Genomic DNA, 14,928 nt, shown 5'->3' with positions numbered 1-14,928 from the left:
CGACCGTCCACGGGACGGTCGACGGCACCCGCCGCGGTCGCCGTGTGCCGACTGCCTGCCGCCGGGCGGCCCGGCACGCCGAGCCGACGGCTCGCGGTCGGTGAAAGGGGGAATGCACGCGTGTGACGTGCGAGTGAAATGATGCGACGGAAATACAAAAAGGTGGGGCTACCAGAGCGAAAGTGAAACCGCACGACAGCGGCGCCGTCATCCGCCCGTCAGACGGTATCTCGGGGGGTCAGTCGCACCCGCACGTCGCGGGCGTCGAGGACGGAGCGCACTCGGTTGGGGAACGGGCCGGATCCGGGCCACGTCGCGTCCGCGTCGAGGCGTTCGGGGTCGCCGACGTACACCGCGGCGGCGTCGGGGTAGTCGGCCGGCGCGTCGAGCGGGACGGTCTCGCGGACGTACAGTCCGCCCCCGACGTCCTCGTAGGCGTCGAGCGCGTCGACGGCCTCCGTCCGGAGGAGTCGGCCCCCCGTCTCGCCGCCCGGCGCGAGCGTCGGGTACCGCCCCTCCACGAGCCGGAGGCCGTCGAGCGTCGCGGAGCCGACGAAGACGAACGAGTCGACGACTTCGGCGACCCGCTCCGGTTCGGTCAGCGTCCCGTACACGAAGACGTCCATGGGTGCCGTGGGTCGCTCGCGGCTTTCAACGTTCGGACGGCTCCCCGCGGCGTCTCTCTCGCCGCGCTGCGGCCGGCCTCCCGACGAATCCACAACCGTTTTACTCGCTTCCGCGGTCGGATTCGTAATGTCTACGCTGCGCGGCCACCGCGCCGTCTCCCTGATCGGAGCCGGCCTCCTCGTCGCCGCCGCGGTCCACCACGGCGCCGAGATCGGCGCCATCGGGAGCTCCGCCGGGCCGCTGCTGGCGTTCGCGCTCGACGGCGGGATCGCGGTCGCGGTCCTCGTCGCCGGCCGCCGGATCGCTCGCCGGGACCTCTCGCCCGGCGAGGAGCAGCGCGTCGCGCGGTGGACCGCCACCGGAACCGTCCTCGCCGTCGCCGCCTTCGCCGCGACGCTCGCCGTGCGCGCCTTCGAGGGCCGTCCGCTCGTCGAGCCGGCCTTCCCGATGCTCGTCGCCGCCGGCGTCGGGAGCCTCGGCGGCGCGATCGCGGGGTACTACGCGGTCCGGCAGTCGGCGGAGGCGCGCCGGGCGCGGGACGCGGTCCGGGCCGTCTCCTTCGTCAACCACCTCCTGCGGCACGACCTCCGAAACGACCTCTCGACGATCCGCGGCTACGCCGACCTGCTCGACGACCCCGACGGCTCCGGTCACGCCGAGACCGTTGCGGCGAAGGCGAGCGAGGGGCTCGAACGCATCGAGGCGACGAGCGCGGTCGCGGACGCGATCCTCGGCGACGCGGACTCCAGCCGCGTCGATCTCGCGGACACGACCCGAGACGTGCTGGCGGGGGTCGCCGACGGGGAATCGGCGGCGATCGAGACCGACCTCCCGGACGCGGCCCCCGTCGCCGCCAACGACGGCGTGCGGTCGATCGTCCATAACCTCGTCGAGAACGCGGTCGAACACGGCGGTCCGGGCGTCACCGTCCGCGTCGCCGTCCGCGCCGACGGCGACGAGGCGGCGCGCCTCGGGGGCGACGACGGGGTCGCGCTGGTCGTCGAGGACGACGGTCCGGGGCTTCCCCCGGAGGTACGGGACGGGTCGTTCCTGACTGACGAGGCGGTCGGCGGGGCGAGCGACGGCGGCGTCAGCGGCCTGCGGCTGGTCGCGACGCTCGTGGAGGCGTACGACGGGTCCCTCGACACCGGCGAGTCGTCGCTCGGGGGAGCGCGGTTCACGGTGACGCTCCCGCACGCACCGGCCGACTCGGCCGGCTCCGATACGTAGAAACCGCGGGCGCTCGTCGGGACCGACGCATGGACCTCCCGCGGCTGCGGCGCGTCTGGAAGCGCGTGTTCTCGCTCGCGTGGCCCGTGATGGCCGAGCAGACGTTCCGCACCGCGATGCGGACGACCGACATTCTGGTCACCGCGCTGTTCTCCCCGGCCGCCGTCGTCGCGATCGGCCTCGCCGACCTGTACGCCCGGTTCCCGCTGCGGATCGGGCTCGGCCTCGGCGGCGGCGCCATCGCGCTCTCCTCGCAGGACACCGGCGCGGGCGCCGCTGAGAACCGCGACGAGGCGGTGACGCAGGCGATCGTACTCGGCGCGCTCGCCGGGATTCCGTTCGTCCTCTTCGGGGTCCTCTTCGGCGAGCTCGCGATCGACGTGTTCGGCCGTCTGGTGGGCGAGGGGACCTCGCCCGCGGTCGTCGACCTCGGGTCGACGTACCTCGCGATCGTGTTCGCGACCGCCCCCGCGCGCCACGTCGCCCTCGTCGGCGCCCGCGCGCTCCAGGGCACCGGCGACACCCGCACGCCGATGTACGTCAACATCGCCGCCAACTCCGTCAACATCGCCGGTTCCGTCGTCCTCGGTCTCGGCCTGTTCGGCTTCCCGCGGCTGGAGGTGTTCGGCGTCGGTCTCGCGACCGCGACCGCGAACGTGCTCACCGCCGGGCTGCTCTGTTTCGCCATCTGGGGGTCGTGGACCGACGCCGACTTCGCGTGGCCGCGCGACCTCACCATCGCGAAGCAGCTCCTCGTGGTGAGCGCCCCGCGCGTGCTGGAGGGGTTCGGCTCGGAGATCGCCGAGTTCCCGTTCAACGCGCTCCTCCTCGGCTTCGGCGAGTCGGTCAACGCCGGCTTCCAGATCGGTCGCCGGGTCTACCAGCAGGTGACCGGCCCGCTCTCGCGCGGCTACAACGTCGCGGCGTCGGTCCTCGTCGGCCAGGCGCTCGGCGAGGGCGACCCGGCGGGCGCGCGGTTCGACGGCTGGGCCGTCGCCGGGCTCGGCGTGCTCACGGTCGGAACGATCGGGCTCGGGCTCGTGATCGGCGCGCCGCGGATCGTGCCGATCTTCACCGACGACGCGGCGACGGTCGCGTCCGCGGTCGACTTCGCGCGGGTGTACGGGCTCGCCGGCGCGGCCCTCGCCTGCTTCTCCGCGCTCTCCGGGTCGCTCCAGGGCGCGAGCGAGACCCGGATCCCGCTCGTCGCGCGCGTCTCGGCGATGTTCGGCCTCTTCCTCGGGCTCTCGTGGCTGCTCGGACGCACCGTCGGGCTCGGCCCCACGGGCGCGTACGTCGGCGTGTCCGCGGCCTACGCGTGGATGGCGCTCGTCGTCGTCGCCGGCTTCCGCTACTCGGGTTGGGCGACCCGCGCCGCGGACATGATGGACGCGCGCGGGTCCGGCCCGGACGCCGACCCCGACCCGCAATCGGGCGCCGAATCGGACCCCACGCCGGGCGAAAAATCGTCGTAGCCGCCGCGGTCGCCTCCGAACCCGCTCTTACGGCTCGCCGCCGAGCGACTCCTGCTCCGACCCCGCGTCGCCCCTGAGCCGGCGGCGGCGCTTGTCGTAGGCGGCCTCCAGTTTCGCGTTCGTCGCCCGCGAGACGAGGTAACAGTCGGCGTCGCCGTCGTCGCGGGGGTGCGCGCTCGCGACCCAGACGTGGCCGTCGCCGGCCGACAGGTCGTCCGCCCAGCGCTCGGCGGCCGCGCGGCTCTCGAAGGTGTGGCTGGGACCGTCCTCGAAGACGAGCCGTCCCACCTTCGCGTTCCGCTTGCGGGCCGAGGGTTTGATCGCGACGACGACGCTCACACCCGACGATCGACCGCCCTCGAATAAAAACCTCGTCAGACGCCGGCGCGCTCAGTCGTCGGCGACGGCGCTCGGGTCGGCGTCCGTCGCGTCTGCCTCCGCCGCGAGCAGCCGGTCGAGCCCGTCGACCATCCCGACGACGCTCGCGCGGGTGATGTCCGCGTCCGACGCCGAGACGCTCACGGAGCGGTCGCCCCGCGAGAGGTCGACCTCGACCGTGACGACCGCGTCGGTGCCGCCCGTGATCGCGTCGACGTGGTAGGAGTCGAGCTCGAAGGCGACGTCCGCCTCGGCGCCCGCGTCCCCGCCGCGCCCGCCGTCGTCGCCCGCGAGCGCCGCGCGGACCGCTTCGAGGCCGGCGTCGACGGGACCCGCGCCGGTGCCGGAGGCGACGCGCTCGTCCTCGCCGACTCGGAGCCGCACCGAGGCGGTCGGGAGGTTCCCGCCGGAGGTCGCCGAGAGGTCGACGAGCTCCACGTGGCGCTCGCGTTCGCGCCCGCGCACGTCGTCGGCGATCGCGAGCAGGTCGGCGTCGGTGACCCGCTTGCCGCGCTCGCCGAGCTCCTTGACGCGGGCGACGACCTCGCGCAGCTCGCCGTCGTCGACCGCCACGTCGTGCTCGGCGAGCGCCGCCTTCACCCCCGCGCGCCCGGCGTGCTTCCCGAGGACGAGCCGGCGCTCCCGGCCGACGGTCTCGGGCGGGTACGGCTCGTACATCGTCCCGTCCTTCAACGTGCCGTCCGTGTGGATCCCCGACTCGTGGGCGAAGGCGTTCGCGCCGCAGACGGCCTTGTTCGGGGGGAGCGCGACGCCGGTTGCCTCTGAAACGGCCCGGCAGAGCCGATAGAGCCGAGATAGCTCGACCGTGTCGACGTCGTACGACTCCCCGAGCGCGATGGCGACCTCCTCGAGCGCGACGTTGCCGGCGCGCTCGCCGACCCCGAGGACGGTGCCGTGGACGGTGTCGGCGCCGGCCTTCAGCCCCGCGTGGACGTTCGTCAGTCCGAACCCGAGGTCGTCGTGGGTGTGGAGGCTCGTCGGGCCGAGGTCGGCGAGCCGCGAGACGACGCGGGCGGTCCGTTCGGGGTCGGCCGCGCCGACCGTGTCGCAGTAGCAGATTCGGTCCGCGCCGGCGTCGAGCCCGGCGCCGAGCAGGCGTTCGAGGTAGTCGAGGTCGGCGCGCGAGCCGTCCTCGCCGAGGACCTCGACCCACAGACCGTGATCCGTCGCGTACTCGACGAGTTCGACGGTCGTCTCGACGACCTCGTCGCGGGTCGACCCCACCTTCGTCTCGACGTGCTTGTCGGAGGCGGGGACGACGAGGTTCACCCCGTCGACGCCGCAGTCGAGCGCGTGGTCCACGTCGGCCCGCACCCCGCGGGCGAAGCTCGTCACGGTCGCGTCGACTCCCTCGTCGGCGACGCGGCTGATCGCCTCGCGCTCGCCCGCCGAGGTACACGCCGAGCCGGCCTCGATCAGGTGGACGCCCGCGGCGTCGAGCTCGCGGGCCACGTCGACCTTCTCGCCGGGGGTCATCGAGACGCCCGGCATCTGTTCGCCGTCGCGCAGGGTGGTGTCGAGTAGCTGTACCTCGTCGAGGTCAGTGAGTGGTGTTCGGGTCAAAAGGGAGTCCGTCGGTTCTGCGGTGGTCTCGGGGTCGGTGCCGCCGCGGGGCGGTCGTGCCCCGGAGTCGTTATCGTCGGAGAATTTCGCGGCCAGCCGCCGCGAGGCGACTTCCTCTATCCTCCGAACGATCGCGAGTGTCTCGCGTCATTCGTACCCGTGTGAACAATGTACACACGTATAAACTGCCGGGTCGCGTCAGGTTTGGCCGAGCGATCCTCGCCGCGACCCGGGGTATCGCTGAGGGATCCTCGGCGCGGGTCGGCGAGAGCGTCACACGCCGGCGGTTTCACACGCGGCCGGCGACAGGATTACGACCCGCCCCCGAGAGCGACGCCCATGGAGCGAGCCGCGATCGACGACGTCGACGTCGTCACGAACCCGATGGGCGTTCACGACATCCGAAAGCCGGTCTCGCGCGCGCTCGGCGCCGACCACGTCGCGATGAACTACTTCGAGCTCGCGCCCGGCGACGCCTTTTCCGGCGGCCTCCACACTCACGGCGACCAGGAGGAGATATTCTACGTGCGCTCGGGCACCGCCACGTTCGAGGCCGGGCGCGAGCGCGAGCGCGTCGAGGTCGGCCCCGGCGAGGCGATCCGCTTCGCGCCCGGCGAGTTCCAGTCCGGATTCGTCCCCGAGGACGCCGACGAGGGGGTGGTCGCGTGGGCGATCGGCGCGCCGGGCGCGCGCCACGACTGGGACCGGATCGAGTCGATCGTCGAGTGCCGTGACTGCGGCGAAGAACGGGTCCACGACACCGAACTCACCGACGAGGGCCGGTTCCGGTTCACCTGTACCGAGTGCGGCACGTCGTTTTCGCCGTGAGGATCGTTTGCGGCGCTCGGTGACCACCGCCCGCGCCGCCTCAGCCCAGCAGCGACCGGAGCGACCGCCGCCGCGTGCCGCACTCGGCGGCGTAGTCGCAGGTCGAACAGCGGCCGTCGTCGACGCGCGGCGGGGGCCCGTCGATCGACCGCGCCGCGCGGAGCGCCTCGCGGTACGCCGCCTTCTTCCGGAGCGTGAGCCGGACCTCGCGGACGACCCCGACGGCCGGGTACTCGACCAGCGCGCGCGGTAGCTCGCGCTCGCGCTCCCACGCCAGCGCCTTCGCGATCCCGACCGCACGGACCGCCTGCGGCTCCCACACGCCGTTCTCCGGCGGCTCGCCCGACGAGACCAGCGTCGGAATCGGCGGGGGAGACTGTTCCGTCTCGTCCGGGTCCTCCGCCCCTCCGCTCGGTTCCAGCACCTTGTGAACGGTGCCGTGGCAGTCCCTGCCCGAGAGGAACCCGCGCTCGCTCGCGGGGTCGACGAGGCTCCCGTACAGGTCGCGCTCGCGCAGGCGGTCCAGATTCCGGCGGTAGGCCGCGGGCGATCGGTGAAGCGGAAGCTGCCGGAGCGCCCGATCGGGCGCGTCGACGAGTTCGTCGTACCGGAACGCCAGTCCGATGCGCTCGCGCGCCTTCGGGGGGACGCTTCGCTCGTCGTCGCGCCGAACGTAGTAGAGTTGGCGGGGACAGTACGCCGCGCGGGCCAAGTCGCTGAACGGGACGAGGGTCACGCGAGCCGCTGGCCGCGGCTTCGTTTATAAATGAACGACGGCGCGTGCCTCCGAGCGCCCACCGGGCGCGAGGAGCACGCGCGAGGGAGTCGCTGGCCCCGGAGCGAAGCGGAGGGTGCCAGCGACGAGGCTGGGGAGGTGTGAGGCTGCGGTGCTGTGCGGGGCGGGACTCAAAGGGGCAGCCGCGAGGACGAAGCACGGCGACGCAAGGACCGCAAGGAAGGAGCGCCAGCGACTGACTGAGGACCGCAGCGAGCCGCGCGAGTCCTCGCGGCTGGGGCTTTGGAGGTGTTCGTTACGGATCCGTCAGCATCCATTTACAAACGAGCGGCTGGGGCTTTGGAGGTGTTCGTTACGGATCCGTCAGCATCCATTTACAAACGAGCGGCTGGGGCTTTGGAGGTGTTCGCCGCCGCTCAGTCGTCGACTATTTATAAGGACACGTCCGTCTCGATGTCTTCGGTCGCCTCGCGGAGGCCGTCCTCGCGGGCGTCGCTCGCGAGCGATCCCTCGATATCGGCGTCGGTAAGGAGGTCGCGGAACGCGTCGCGGAAGCGGTCGTTCGCCCGCGTGGAGGCGATGTCGGTGCGTGCGACGGCGGCGTACCGGGCGACCGTGTCCGGCGCGGCGTCCAGTTCCTCGGCGCACTCGACGATCGAGTTCCCGGCGGCGGTGAGCCGCTTCAGGTCGGCGTACGCGAACGGCGGGTCGGCGCCGTCGTCGGTCCCGACCTTACGGTCCGACTCGCGGACGAGGTGGAGGTCGAGACGCGCCTTCCGGACGGTCTCGGCGTCGATATCGTCCGGATCGACCTCGGCGTCGCCGTCCTCGCGATCGCCGAGTTCGTCGCGGATCGCCGCCGCGACCGCCGCGTCGCTCTCGTCTGCGAACCGGCCGCGGGCGACCAGCGCGTAGGCGGCGTCGTCGAGCGGCGTCGAGAAGCCGTACCGCTCCCGCATCGCGGCGACGAGGTCGCGGACCCCCTCGCTGGCGTCGTCGCGATTGACGAGGGTCCCCCGCTCCGCCTCCTGGCGTTCGGTGACCGTCTCCGAGCCGGTGGCGTCGACGAACAGGTCGCGGAGTTCGGCGGTCTTCTCGTCCATGGGAGCGGTCCTACGCGGGCACGGCTGAAAAGCCTCGTGTCGGCGCGGCGTCCACACCGGTATCGCTCCGGCCTCACACCAACCCACCCACGGTGAACACCACGTAACAGCACGCCACCAGCGCGCCCGAGTGGAGCAGCGCGGCGTACCGCCCTCGCGCGGCGGTCCCGGCGAACCACCCGGACGCCAGCACGGTCGCCTGCGTGACGACGTACAGTCGGAACCGCTCCAACTCGGGGTATACCCCCTCCGGCTCCGTCACGGCCTCGGACGCGGCCGCGAACTCCGCGAGCCGCGCGGCGTCGACGACCTGCGTGTTGACGACCGCGACGACGCCGGCGACGAGGACCGCCGCGGCCCAGCCGACGGCGATGTACGGCTGCATCGACGAGCGGAGCGCGCGCTGCTCGCTGTACAGCCGCCCGACCTCGATGCGGAGCGTCTCGAAGACGGCGTCGGCGTCGCTGCCGGCGTTCAACGCCCCCGTGACGAGCCCGAGCGTCCGCGCGGCGAGCGGCGTGTCGACGCGGTCGACGAACCGCTCGATGGCGGCCCCGCGGAGGTCGACCGCGGTCGGCTCCTCCGGTGAGCCGGCTCCGGGCTCCGAACGGGCCGAGTCGGCGGGCGCGGTCGTCGACCGCAGCGCGAACGCCAGGTCGGCCACGTCGTCGTCGAGGACGCCGAGGTCGGCGTCGCGCGCGACCGCCGCCACCGCGGCCTCGAGGGGGCGCCCCTGCGCGACGTGGCCCGAGACGGCGTGGACGAAGTCGGCGAGTTCGCGGTCCTTCGCGTCGTCGATCCGCGTGCGGCGCGCCGCGACGAGCCCGACGGGCACCGCGAAGGCGGCGTAGCCGACGAGGGCGACGTTGACCAGCGTGTAGCCCGCGACCGCGAGCCAGAGCGCGAGGGCGACCGCCGGCCCCGCGGCGACGACGGCCGTGCTCGCGGGGTTGCGCCCGGCGGTCGCGAGGACCGCCCGCGGGCTCGCCGGCGCCTCGTAGCTCGCCCGCTGGCTCGGCGGGCGGAGCGTGCCCACCGCGACCGCCGCCGCGAGGCCGAACGCGACGAGGAACGCGACCGCGCCGTAGAGGACGACCGCCCGGGTCGGGACCACGCCGACCGGCGTCGAGACCGGCGGGAGCAGCTCGGGGATCACGACCGACAGCGCGGTCGCGCCGATGACGAGAAGCGCCGGCAACACCAACACGGCGACGAACAGCTCCGTGAGCAGTTCGAGGAACCGCCGGGCTCGCTTCCGGGCGCGGTCCTGCCGGTGCGAGAGCATCCGGCGCTCGGTCGCGAGGAACTCGGAGAGCGCCTCGTCGCCGGTGGCAGCGTGTTTCCGGAACTTGAGGAGGAACGGCGCGAGCAGCTCCCGCGACGGGGTGTCCCGCGCCACGCGCCGGAGCCCCTCGTCGAGGCTCCCCGCGAGCCGGGCGGCGTTGAGCGCCTTCCGGAACGAGGTCGCGGTGCCGCCGTACGCGTCGCCGTCGGCCGCCTTCCGGAGCATGGCCCGCGGCTCGTCGCTCCCCGAGGAGAGCAGTTCGAGGTAGCGCACCGCCCCCGGGAGGGTGCGCTCGATGTCCGTCCGCCGCGTCGCGACCACCCACCGCAGGTGGAGTCCGGCCACCGCGACCGTCGCGCGCTTGGCGAGGAGCGCGACACCGGTAGCGACGAGCAGCGCGGCCCGGTCCGTGCGGAGCGGGCCGACCGAGTCCGGCGTCGGGGCCGGCGTCGCCGTCGACCCTGCTGCGAGCAACGCCGCGCCGAACCGCGCCTCGACCGCGGCCGCGACCGCGGGCGCCGCGCCCGCCGCGACGACCAGCGCGGGCAGGAAGGCGGCGGCCGCGACGATCCACGAGAGCCCGTACGCCCCCGAGAGGTACGTCTCGAACCCGGTGTCGAGCGCGGTGCCGCGGTACCGCTTCCGGTCGGCGTCGTGCCGCCGGTCGCTCGCGTGGCGCGCGAACAGCGCGTAGCAGACCCGGCCGACGACCGCGAACCGCCCGCCCGCCGCGACGGGGTCGTCCGCGCCCGTCTCGCCTGTCGCGTCTACACTCGCCGCGTCCGCTCGGTCCGCGTGCGCCGCGTCCGCTCGGTCCGCGTGCGCCGCGTCCGATTGGCCCGCGCACGTCCCGGCCGCGCTCGCGCTGTTCGCCTCGGAGCCGACCGTTTCGGTCGCGCGACGCCGGCTCACGGCCGCCCCCGTTCCGCTGACTCGTCTCGGCTCTCGCCCCCGTCGTCGCGGTCCATCATCCGCGCGGCGCGCTCGACGGTCGCGGCCTCGTCGGTACGCAGGTCGGCGAGGAACTCGAACAGTTCGTCCGGGTCGTCGACGCCGTCTCGCACGAGGAACTCCACGTACCGACGCTTCGACGCGAACTCGGCGGCGACTGCCTCGCGGTCACGGTCGGTCCGGCTTGCGATCCGGTCGAAGGCGCGGAACAGCGGGTCGCTGTCCCGACCGCCGCCCGGAGCTTCGCCCGCCGCGGTCGCGCTCGACGCCGCCCCGTCCGCGTCGCCGCCCGGCGCGCCGGGGAACCGGAACGTCCCGTCGCCGTCGCGCCACGCGACCGTGTTGTACCGGACGGACTCCCCGCCCGCCTCGACGACGCCCGCACCGCCGCGCTTCGGGTCGCCGGTCGGGCTCCGCGTCGCCTCCGGGCCGAGGCCGTCGTACGCGGCCTCGGAGAGCGGCTCGATCGCCCGCGAGACGTACCGCTCGCCGTCGACCCGCCGCGGGAAGACGACGAGGTCGACCTCCCGCAGCAGGCGCGCGGGCAGGTCGCGCTCGCGCAGGCGGTTCGCCAGCGCCTCGATGTCCTCCGCGTGCGTCGTCCCGATCACGCCGTGGCCGGTGTTCAGGCTCTCCGCGAAGGTCTCGAAGCTCTCCGGGGTGTTGATCTCGGCGATGACCTCCACGTCAGGGTTGAGGTAGTTGGCCTCGGTCATCAGCTCGGCCATTCCCACCGACTTGTAGGCGTCCTCGTGGTCGCGCGTGGTGAGCGAGACGCCCGTCTCGTGGGGGAGCCGGACCTCGCGGGAGCCCTCGTCGACGGAGACCGGTCGGGCGTCGAACGGGATGAACGGCGCGTGAGCGTTGAGCAGCGTCGTCTTGCCGACCCCCGTCGGTCCGGCGAAGAGGACGACCCCGCGGTGTTCGTACAGCAGCCACAGCAGCGTCACGAGGTCGACCGACAGGGTCCCGCGCTCGATCAGGTCGACCGGGGTGAGCGCGTCTGCGCGCTGCTTCCGGATCGAGACGTGCGGGCCGCCCTCGGAGATGACCGGGAGCGCCACCGCACACCGGATCGTCTGCGGCACGCCGTCGAGTTCGAGGTTCACCTTCGCTGAGGGCGTCGAGGCGTTGAGCTCCGTCCCGTCGCGGGCGGCGATCCCCGTGACGACGTCGACGAACGTCGTCTCGTCCTCGAACGCGAGGTTCGTCGGGATCCGAGAGCCGACCGCCGGGGCCTCGCCGTCACCCCGGCTCGCGGCGGCGGAACGGCCCGTCTCGTCCGCCGCGCCGGAGAGGACGGACGCGCGCGGGACGACCTTCACGCGCTCTCCGACCCGGTTCGCCTCCACGTCTTCGAGGTGCGGGTCGCGGATCGGGACCGTGAGGATCCCCTCGCCGACGAAGTCGCGCAGCACGTAGTACGCGAGGTCGTCGAGCCGGTCGCGGGCGAACCGCGAGTCGACGGGCGGCGCGACGAGCCCCCGGTCCGCGAGCGCCGACCTCGCCCGGTACGCGGCGGCGTCGAGCCACGCCCGGGTGTTGCGCGCGGTCAGCCGCCGCGAGAGGAAGCGGCGGGCGCGGGCGGCGACGAACGACTCCCGATCCTCGATCACGTCGCTGACGGTCGTCTCCCAGATCCGCGACTTACACTCCTCGATGAGCTCCTCGTCGCCGGGCAGAAGGTCCGGCTCTAGCACGGCGTACTTCGTCTCGAACGCGTCCGAGCCGAGCAGCCGCTCGCGGTAGAGGACCACCTCGACCGCGAGCCCGGCGAACTCGACGGTGTACTGCGCGAGCCGCTCGGCCGCCACGCGTTCGACGTAGTCGGCGTCGGCGTCGATCCCCGTCTCCAGCGGCGCGAACGTCTCGGTGTGGACGACAAGCTCGCGGTCGTCGCCCACGTCGGCCACCTCGATTCGGTCGTCCAAGGCGATCGGCGTGAGCGCGCCGAGCAGCCGGAACTCCCGCAGCGCGTGGTAGTCGATCCGTCGACGCGCGGCGGCGCTCGCGTCCACCAACCGGTCGATCGCCTCCGCGTACTTCGGCTCGAACCCGGCCTCGGAGCGCTCGACGACCCCGACCCGGGTGAGCGGGCGACGGTGCCGCACTGCGGAGAAGCGGTCCCGGACGCGGTCGAGCGCGCGCTCGTCCCCGACCGACAGCGGCGGTTCGCGGGCGTCGTAGCCGAACCGCCCGCCGTCGCGCTCGCGGACGGTCGCCACCACGCCGGGGGCGGCCTCGTACTGCGCCCGGACGTCCGGGGCGTACCACGCCTCGGGGTCGTCCGGCGGCACCGGCGCGGGGACCGCACCGCTCGACCCCTCGTCGGGCTCGTCGACGATCCGGAGGGTCGCTCCGTCGCTCACCGCCCCGTCCTCCGGCTCCGCCGGTCCGCAGTCGTCGTCTCTCCGCTTATCGCGTCTATCGCGCCCGGCGGGCGCGTCGCCGTCCCCGAGACGCCGTGCGCCGCGGTCCCGAGATCCCGTGTCATCGTTCGATCCGCGGGTGATCTACGGCTCCGTTTAACCGTTTCTTTTCTGTCACTGTCCATTCATTTCACGCCGCGAAAACGTGCGCTCGTCCGGTCGGATATCGAAGGTGCGGTACCCGCTCCGACGCGCTCCGCGACGGTGACGATCGATCATCACTATCGTGACGTGTGAAAACGCATTTATTCGTCTCCCCGTAACCCGCGTTCCACGCCTCAATGAGCACGTCACTGTCGAGCGACGTTCAGCGCGCCTTTCTGCGCTATCAGCACGTCTTCGTCTTCCTCGCTCCCCTCGCGTTCGTCGGGGGCGTGTACGCCTTCGCGCCGACGCCCGCCGACGCCGGCGTCGGCTACTGGACCGAGTACTGGTGGCTGTTCGCGGTCTTCACCGCCGGCGCCACGATCGTCAACACCGTCGGGATCAGCGGGTCGGCGCTGTTCGTGCCGTTCCTCATCTTCGCCTTCCCGCTGGTCGCCTACCCGCTGGAGCCGACGACGCTGGTGAAGATCGGCCTCATCAGCGAGTCGTTCGGGCTGTCGAGTTCGTCGCTCGCGTTCATCCAGTACGGGCTCGTCGACCGCCGGCTCTCGCTCTCGCTCGTGTTGGGCGGCGTCCCGTTCGTCGTCGGCGGGGCGCTCCTCTCGTTCGTGATCCCCGAACCGGTGTTCCACGCGCTGTTGGGGGTCGCGCTTCTGGCGGCCTCGTACCTGCTGTTCAAGGCCAACTTGGCCCACGGCGACCCCACCGAGAGCGGGGGCGACGAGGAGGTCGCGACCGACGGCGGCTCGTCACCGGATCTCCCCGACGACGATAACAAGCTCGGGCCGGCAGGCGTCGACACCGACGAGTCCGGCACCGTCACCCGGGTCGACCGCGACGGCGACGACTACACCTACTCCCGCGGCGGCTACCTCGAACGGTTCCTCAACTACAGCGTCGGCGGGGTGTTCCAGGGGCTCGCCGGCTTCGGGATCGGCGAGCTCGGGATCATCTCGATGCTCCGGACGCAGGTCCCGGTCCGCGTGGCGATCGGCACCAACCACATCGTCGTCGCGACGACTGCCGTCTTGGCGTCCGTCGTCCACGTGTTCGGCGGCGGACTGGTCGGCGGCCACACGATGGACCTGGCGACGACGCCGTGGAACATGGTCGTCTGGACGGTCCCGGCGACGACGCTCGGCGGGCAGATCGCCCCGTACGTCTCGACCGCGCTGGACACCGGGACGATCAAGGCGGGCGTGGGCGGCCTGTTCGCGGTCATCGCAGTCGCGCTGTTCGCGATGGCCGCCGGCGGGATCTGAGGGCTGACGCCCCCCGCCGCCGACCGGTCGTATCGCCGCCGGCGTCAGCTTCTTGATCGTCTCGACCGGAGCGTGTTCCGATGACGGACACCATGCGTGCCGCGGTCGTGCCGGAGCCCGGAGCCGAGTTCGAACTCGTGGAGCGCGACGTGCCGGAACCGGACCCCGGCGAGGTCCGGGTCGCCGTCGAGGCGTGCGGGATCTGCCGCAGCGACGAGTTCGTCGTCGAGGGCGGCTATCCCGGCGTGGACTACCCGCGCGTCCCCGGCCACGAGGTCGCCGGGCGCGTCGACGCGGTCGGCGCCGATGTCGACGCGTGGGAGCCGGGCGAGCGCGTCGGCGCGGGGTGGCACGGCGGCCACTGTTTCACCTGCGAGCCGTGTCGCCGCGGGCAGTTCCTTCAGTGCGAGAATGCCGAGATCACCGGGCTCACGTTCGACGGCGGCTACGCCGAGTACGCCACCGTCCCCGCCGAGGCGCTGGCGGCGATCCCGGACGGCCTCGACGCTGTCGACGCCGCCCCGCTGCTTTGCGCCGGGATCACTACCTACAACGCCCTGCGTAACTCCGACGCCCGCGCCGGCGACCTCGTCGCCGTCGTCGGCGTCGGCGGGCTCGGTCACCTCGCGGTCCAGTACGCGCACGCCGCCGGCTACGAGACGGTCGCGATCTCGCGTACCCCCGAGAAGGAGCCGCTCGCGAGGGACCTCGGGGCCGACCACTTCGTGAACGCCGCGGAGTCGGACCCGGCCGCGCGGCTCTCGGAGCTGGGCGGCGCGAGCGTCGTCCTCACGACTGCCCCCGCGAGCGACGCCATCGAGTCGGTCGTGGGTGGGCTCGGGATCGACGGTTCGGTGATCGTCGCCGGGATCCCCGGCGAGCCGGTGTCGGTCGACGCCCAGCAGCTGGTCGGGACGCGGGGCGCCGTCGAGGGG

General features: G+C 73.0%; 13 protein-coding genes. 5 read left to right on the top strand and 8 right to left on the bottom strand.

Annotated elements, in window-relative coordinates; all coding sequences use genetic code 11:
* Nucleotides 1–218 precede the first annotated feature (218 nt).
* On the bottom strand, nucleotides 219–626 hold the full coding sequence (locus EXE41_RS06615; protein ID WP_049931846.1) for a gamma-glutamylcyclotransferase family protein: 408 nt from the start codon (nucleotides 624–626) through the stop codon (nucleotides 219–221).
* Nucleotides 627–753: 127 nt separating this feature from the next.
* Here EXE41_RS06615 and EXE41_RS06610 point away from each other — a divergent pair, with 127 nt between their 5' ends.
* Together EXE41_RS06610 and EXE41_RS06605 are read left to right on the top strand one after the other, a co-directional pair.
* On the top strand, nucleotides 754–1,857 hold the full coding sequence (locus EXE41_RS06610) for an ATP-binding protein (protein ID WP_158294399.1): 1,104 nt from the start codon (nucleotides 754–756) through the stop codon (nucleotides 1,855–1,857).
* A gap of 29 nt (nucleotides 1,858–1,886) precedes the next feature.
* Nucleotides 1,887–3,332: an MATE family efflux transporter gene (locus tag EXE41_RS06605; RefSeq protein WP_094592884.1), complete on the top strand. Its 1,446-nt coding sequence runs from the start codon at nucleotides 1,887–1,889 to the stop codon at nucleotides 3,330–3,332.
* 27 nt (nucleotides 3,333–3,359) lie between these two features.
* On the opposite strand, the gene EXE41_RS06600 is transcribed toward EXE41_RS06605, so the two are convergent.
* Complete coding sequence (locus tag EXE41_RS06600; RefSeq protein ID WP_049931849.1) at nucleotides 3,360–3,671, bottom strand: hypothetical protein; 312 nt, start codon at nucleotides 3,669–3,671, stop codon at nucleotides 3,360–3,362.
* A 51-nt stretch (nucleotides 3,672–3,722) separates the two neighbouring features.
* Nucleotides 3,723–5,294 carry an alpha-isopropylmalate synthase regulatory domain-containing protein gene (locus EXE41_RS06595; protein ID WP_199240860.1) on the bottom strand — a complete coding sequence of 524 codons (1,572 nt, stop codon included), beginning with the start codon at nucleotides 5,292–5,294 and terminating at the stop codon, nucleotides 3,723–3,725.
* A gap of 339 nt (nucleotides 5,295–5,633) precedes the next feature.
* Between EXE41_RS06595 and EXE41_RS06590 the strand changes: the two genes are divergently transcribed.
* Nucleotides 5,634–6,122 (top strand): cupin domain-containing protein, encoded by a 489-nt coding sequence (locus EXE41_RS06590; RefSeq protein ID WP_137690603.1) that lies wholly within the window; start codon nucleotides 5,634–5,636, stop codon nucleotides 6,120–6,122.
* A gap of 40 nt (nucleotides 6,123–6,162) precedes the next feature.
* On the opposite strand, the gene EXE41_RS06585 is transcribed toward EXE41_RS06590, so the two are convergent.
* The 5 genes from EXE41_RS06585 to EXE41_RS19880 form a co-directional block, all read right to left on the bottom strand.
* Nucleotides 6,163–6,858, bottom strand: a complete 696-nt coding sequence (locus tag EXE41_RS06585; RefSeq protein WP_137690602.1) for a hypothetical protein — start codon at nucleotides 6,856–6,858, stop codon at nucleotides 6,163–6,165.
* A 431-nt stretch (nucleotides 6,859–7,289) separates the two neighbouring features.
* Nucleotides 7,290–7,961 carry a hypothetical protein gene (locus EXE41_RS06580; RefSeq protein ID WP_049931854.1) on the bottom strand — a complete coding sequence of 224 codons (672 nt, stop codon included), beginning with the start codon at nucleotides 7,959–7,961 and terminating at the stop codon, nucleotides 7,290–7,292.
* A 73-nt stretch (nucleotides 7,962–8,034) separates the two neighbouring features.
* Nucleotides 8,035–10,158 carry a type II secretion system F family protein gene (locus EXE41_RS06575; protein WP_241987203.1) on the bottom strand — a complete coding sequence of 708 codons (2,124 nt, stop codon included), beginning with the start codon at nucleotides 10,156–10,158 and terminating at the stop codon, nucleotides 8,035–8,037.
* Entirely contained in the window at nucleotides 10,155–12,566 is a 2,412-nt protein-coding gene (locus tag EXE41_RS06570; RefSeq protein WP_137690601.1) for a type II/IV secretion system ATPase subunit, read from the bottom strand. Before EXE41_RS06570 ends, EXE41_RS06575 begins: the two co-directional genes overlap by 4 nt.
* Nucleotides 12,563–12,691 (bottom strand): hypothetical protein, encoded by a 129-nt coding sequence (locus EXE41_RS19880; protein WP_256370414.1) that lies wholly within the window; start codon nucleotides 12,689–12,691, stop codon nucleotides 12,563–12,565. The genes EXE41_RS06570 and EXE41_RS19880 overlap by 4 nt, the downstream gene beginning before the upstream one ends.
* Nucleotides 12,692–12,907: 216 nt before the next feature.
* Here EXE41_RS19880 and EXE41_RS06565 point away from each other — a divergent pair, with 216 nt between their 5' ends.
* Complete coding sequence (locus EXE41_RS06565; RefSeq protein ID WP_086216994.1) at nucleotides 12,908–13,993, top strand: sulfite exporter TauE/SafE family protein; 1,086 nt, start codon at nucleotides 12,908–12,910, stop codon at nucleotides 13,991–13,993.
* Between the two features lie 92 nt (nucleotides 13,994–14,085).
* A partial coding sequence (locus EXE41_RS06560; protein WP_137690651.1) for an alcohol dehydrogenase catalytic domain-containing protein occupies nucleotides 14,086–14,928 on the top strand: 843 nt, incomplete at its 3' end.

Origin of the sequence: Halorubrum sp. SD690R (genome assembly GCF_005435035.1) — an archaeon.
Classification (GTDB): domain Archaea; phylum Halobacteriota; class Halobacteria; order Halobacteriales; family Haloferacaceae; genus Halorubrum; species Halorubrum ezzemoulense.
Note: the sequence above shows the minus strand (reverse complement) of the source record. Positions and strands in the feature narration are given on the sequence as shown.

Bases quoted from the DNA above. Each gene is read 5' to 3' on its own strand.
- EXE41_RS06615 (WP_049931846.1), bottom strand. From the start codon at position 626: ATGGACGTCTTCGTGTACGGGACGCTGACCGAACCGGAGCGGGTCGCC.
- EXE41_RS06610 (WP_158294399.1), top strand. From the start codon at position 754: ATGTCTACGCTGCGCGGCCACCGCGCCGTCTCCCTGATCGGAGCCGGC.
- EXE41_RS06605 (WP_094592884.1), top strand. From the start codon at position 1,887: ATGGACCTCCCGCGGCTGCGGCGCGTCTGGAAGCGCGTGTTCTCGCTC.
- EXE41_RS06590 (WP_137690603.1), top strand. From the start codon at position 5,634: ATGGAGCGAGCCGCGATCGACGACGTCGACGTCGTCACGAACCCGATG.
- EXE41_RS06580 (WP_049931854.1), bottom strand. From the start codon at position 7,961: ATGGACGAGAAGACCGCCGAACTCCGCGACCTGTTCGTCGACGCCACC.
- EXE41_RS19880 (WP_256370414.1), bottom strand. From the start codon at position 12,691: ATGACACGGGATCTCGGGACCGCGGCGCACGGCGTCTCGGGGACGGCG.
- EXE41_RS06565 (WP_086216994.1), top strand. From the start codon at position 12,908: ATGAGCACGTCACTGTCGAGCGACGTTCAGCGCGCCTTTCTGCGCTAT.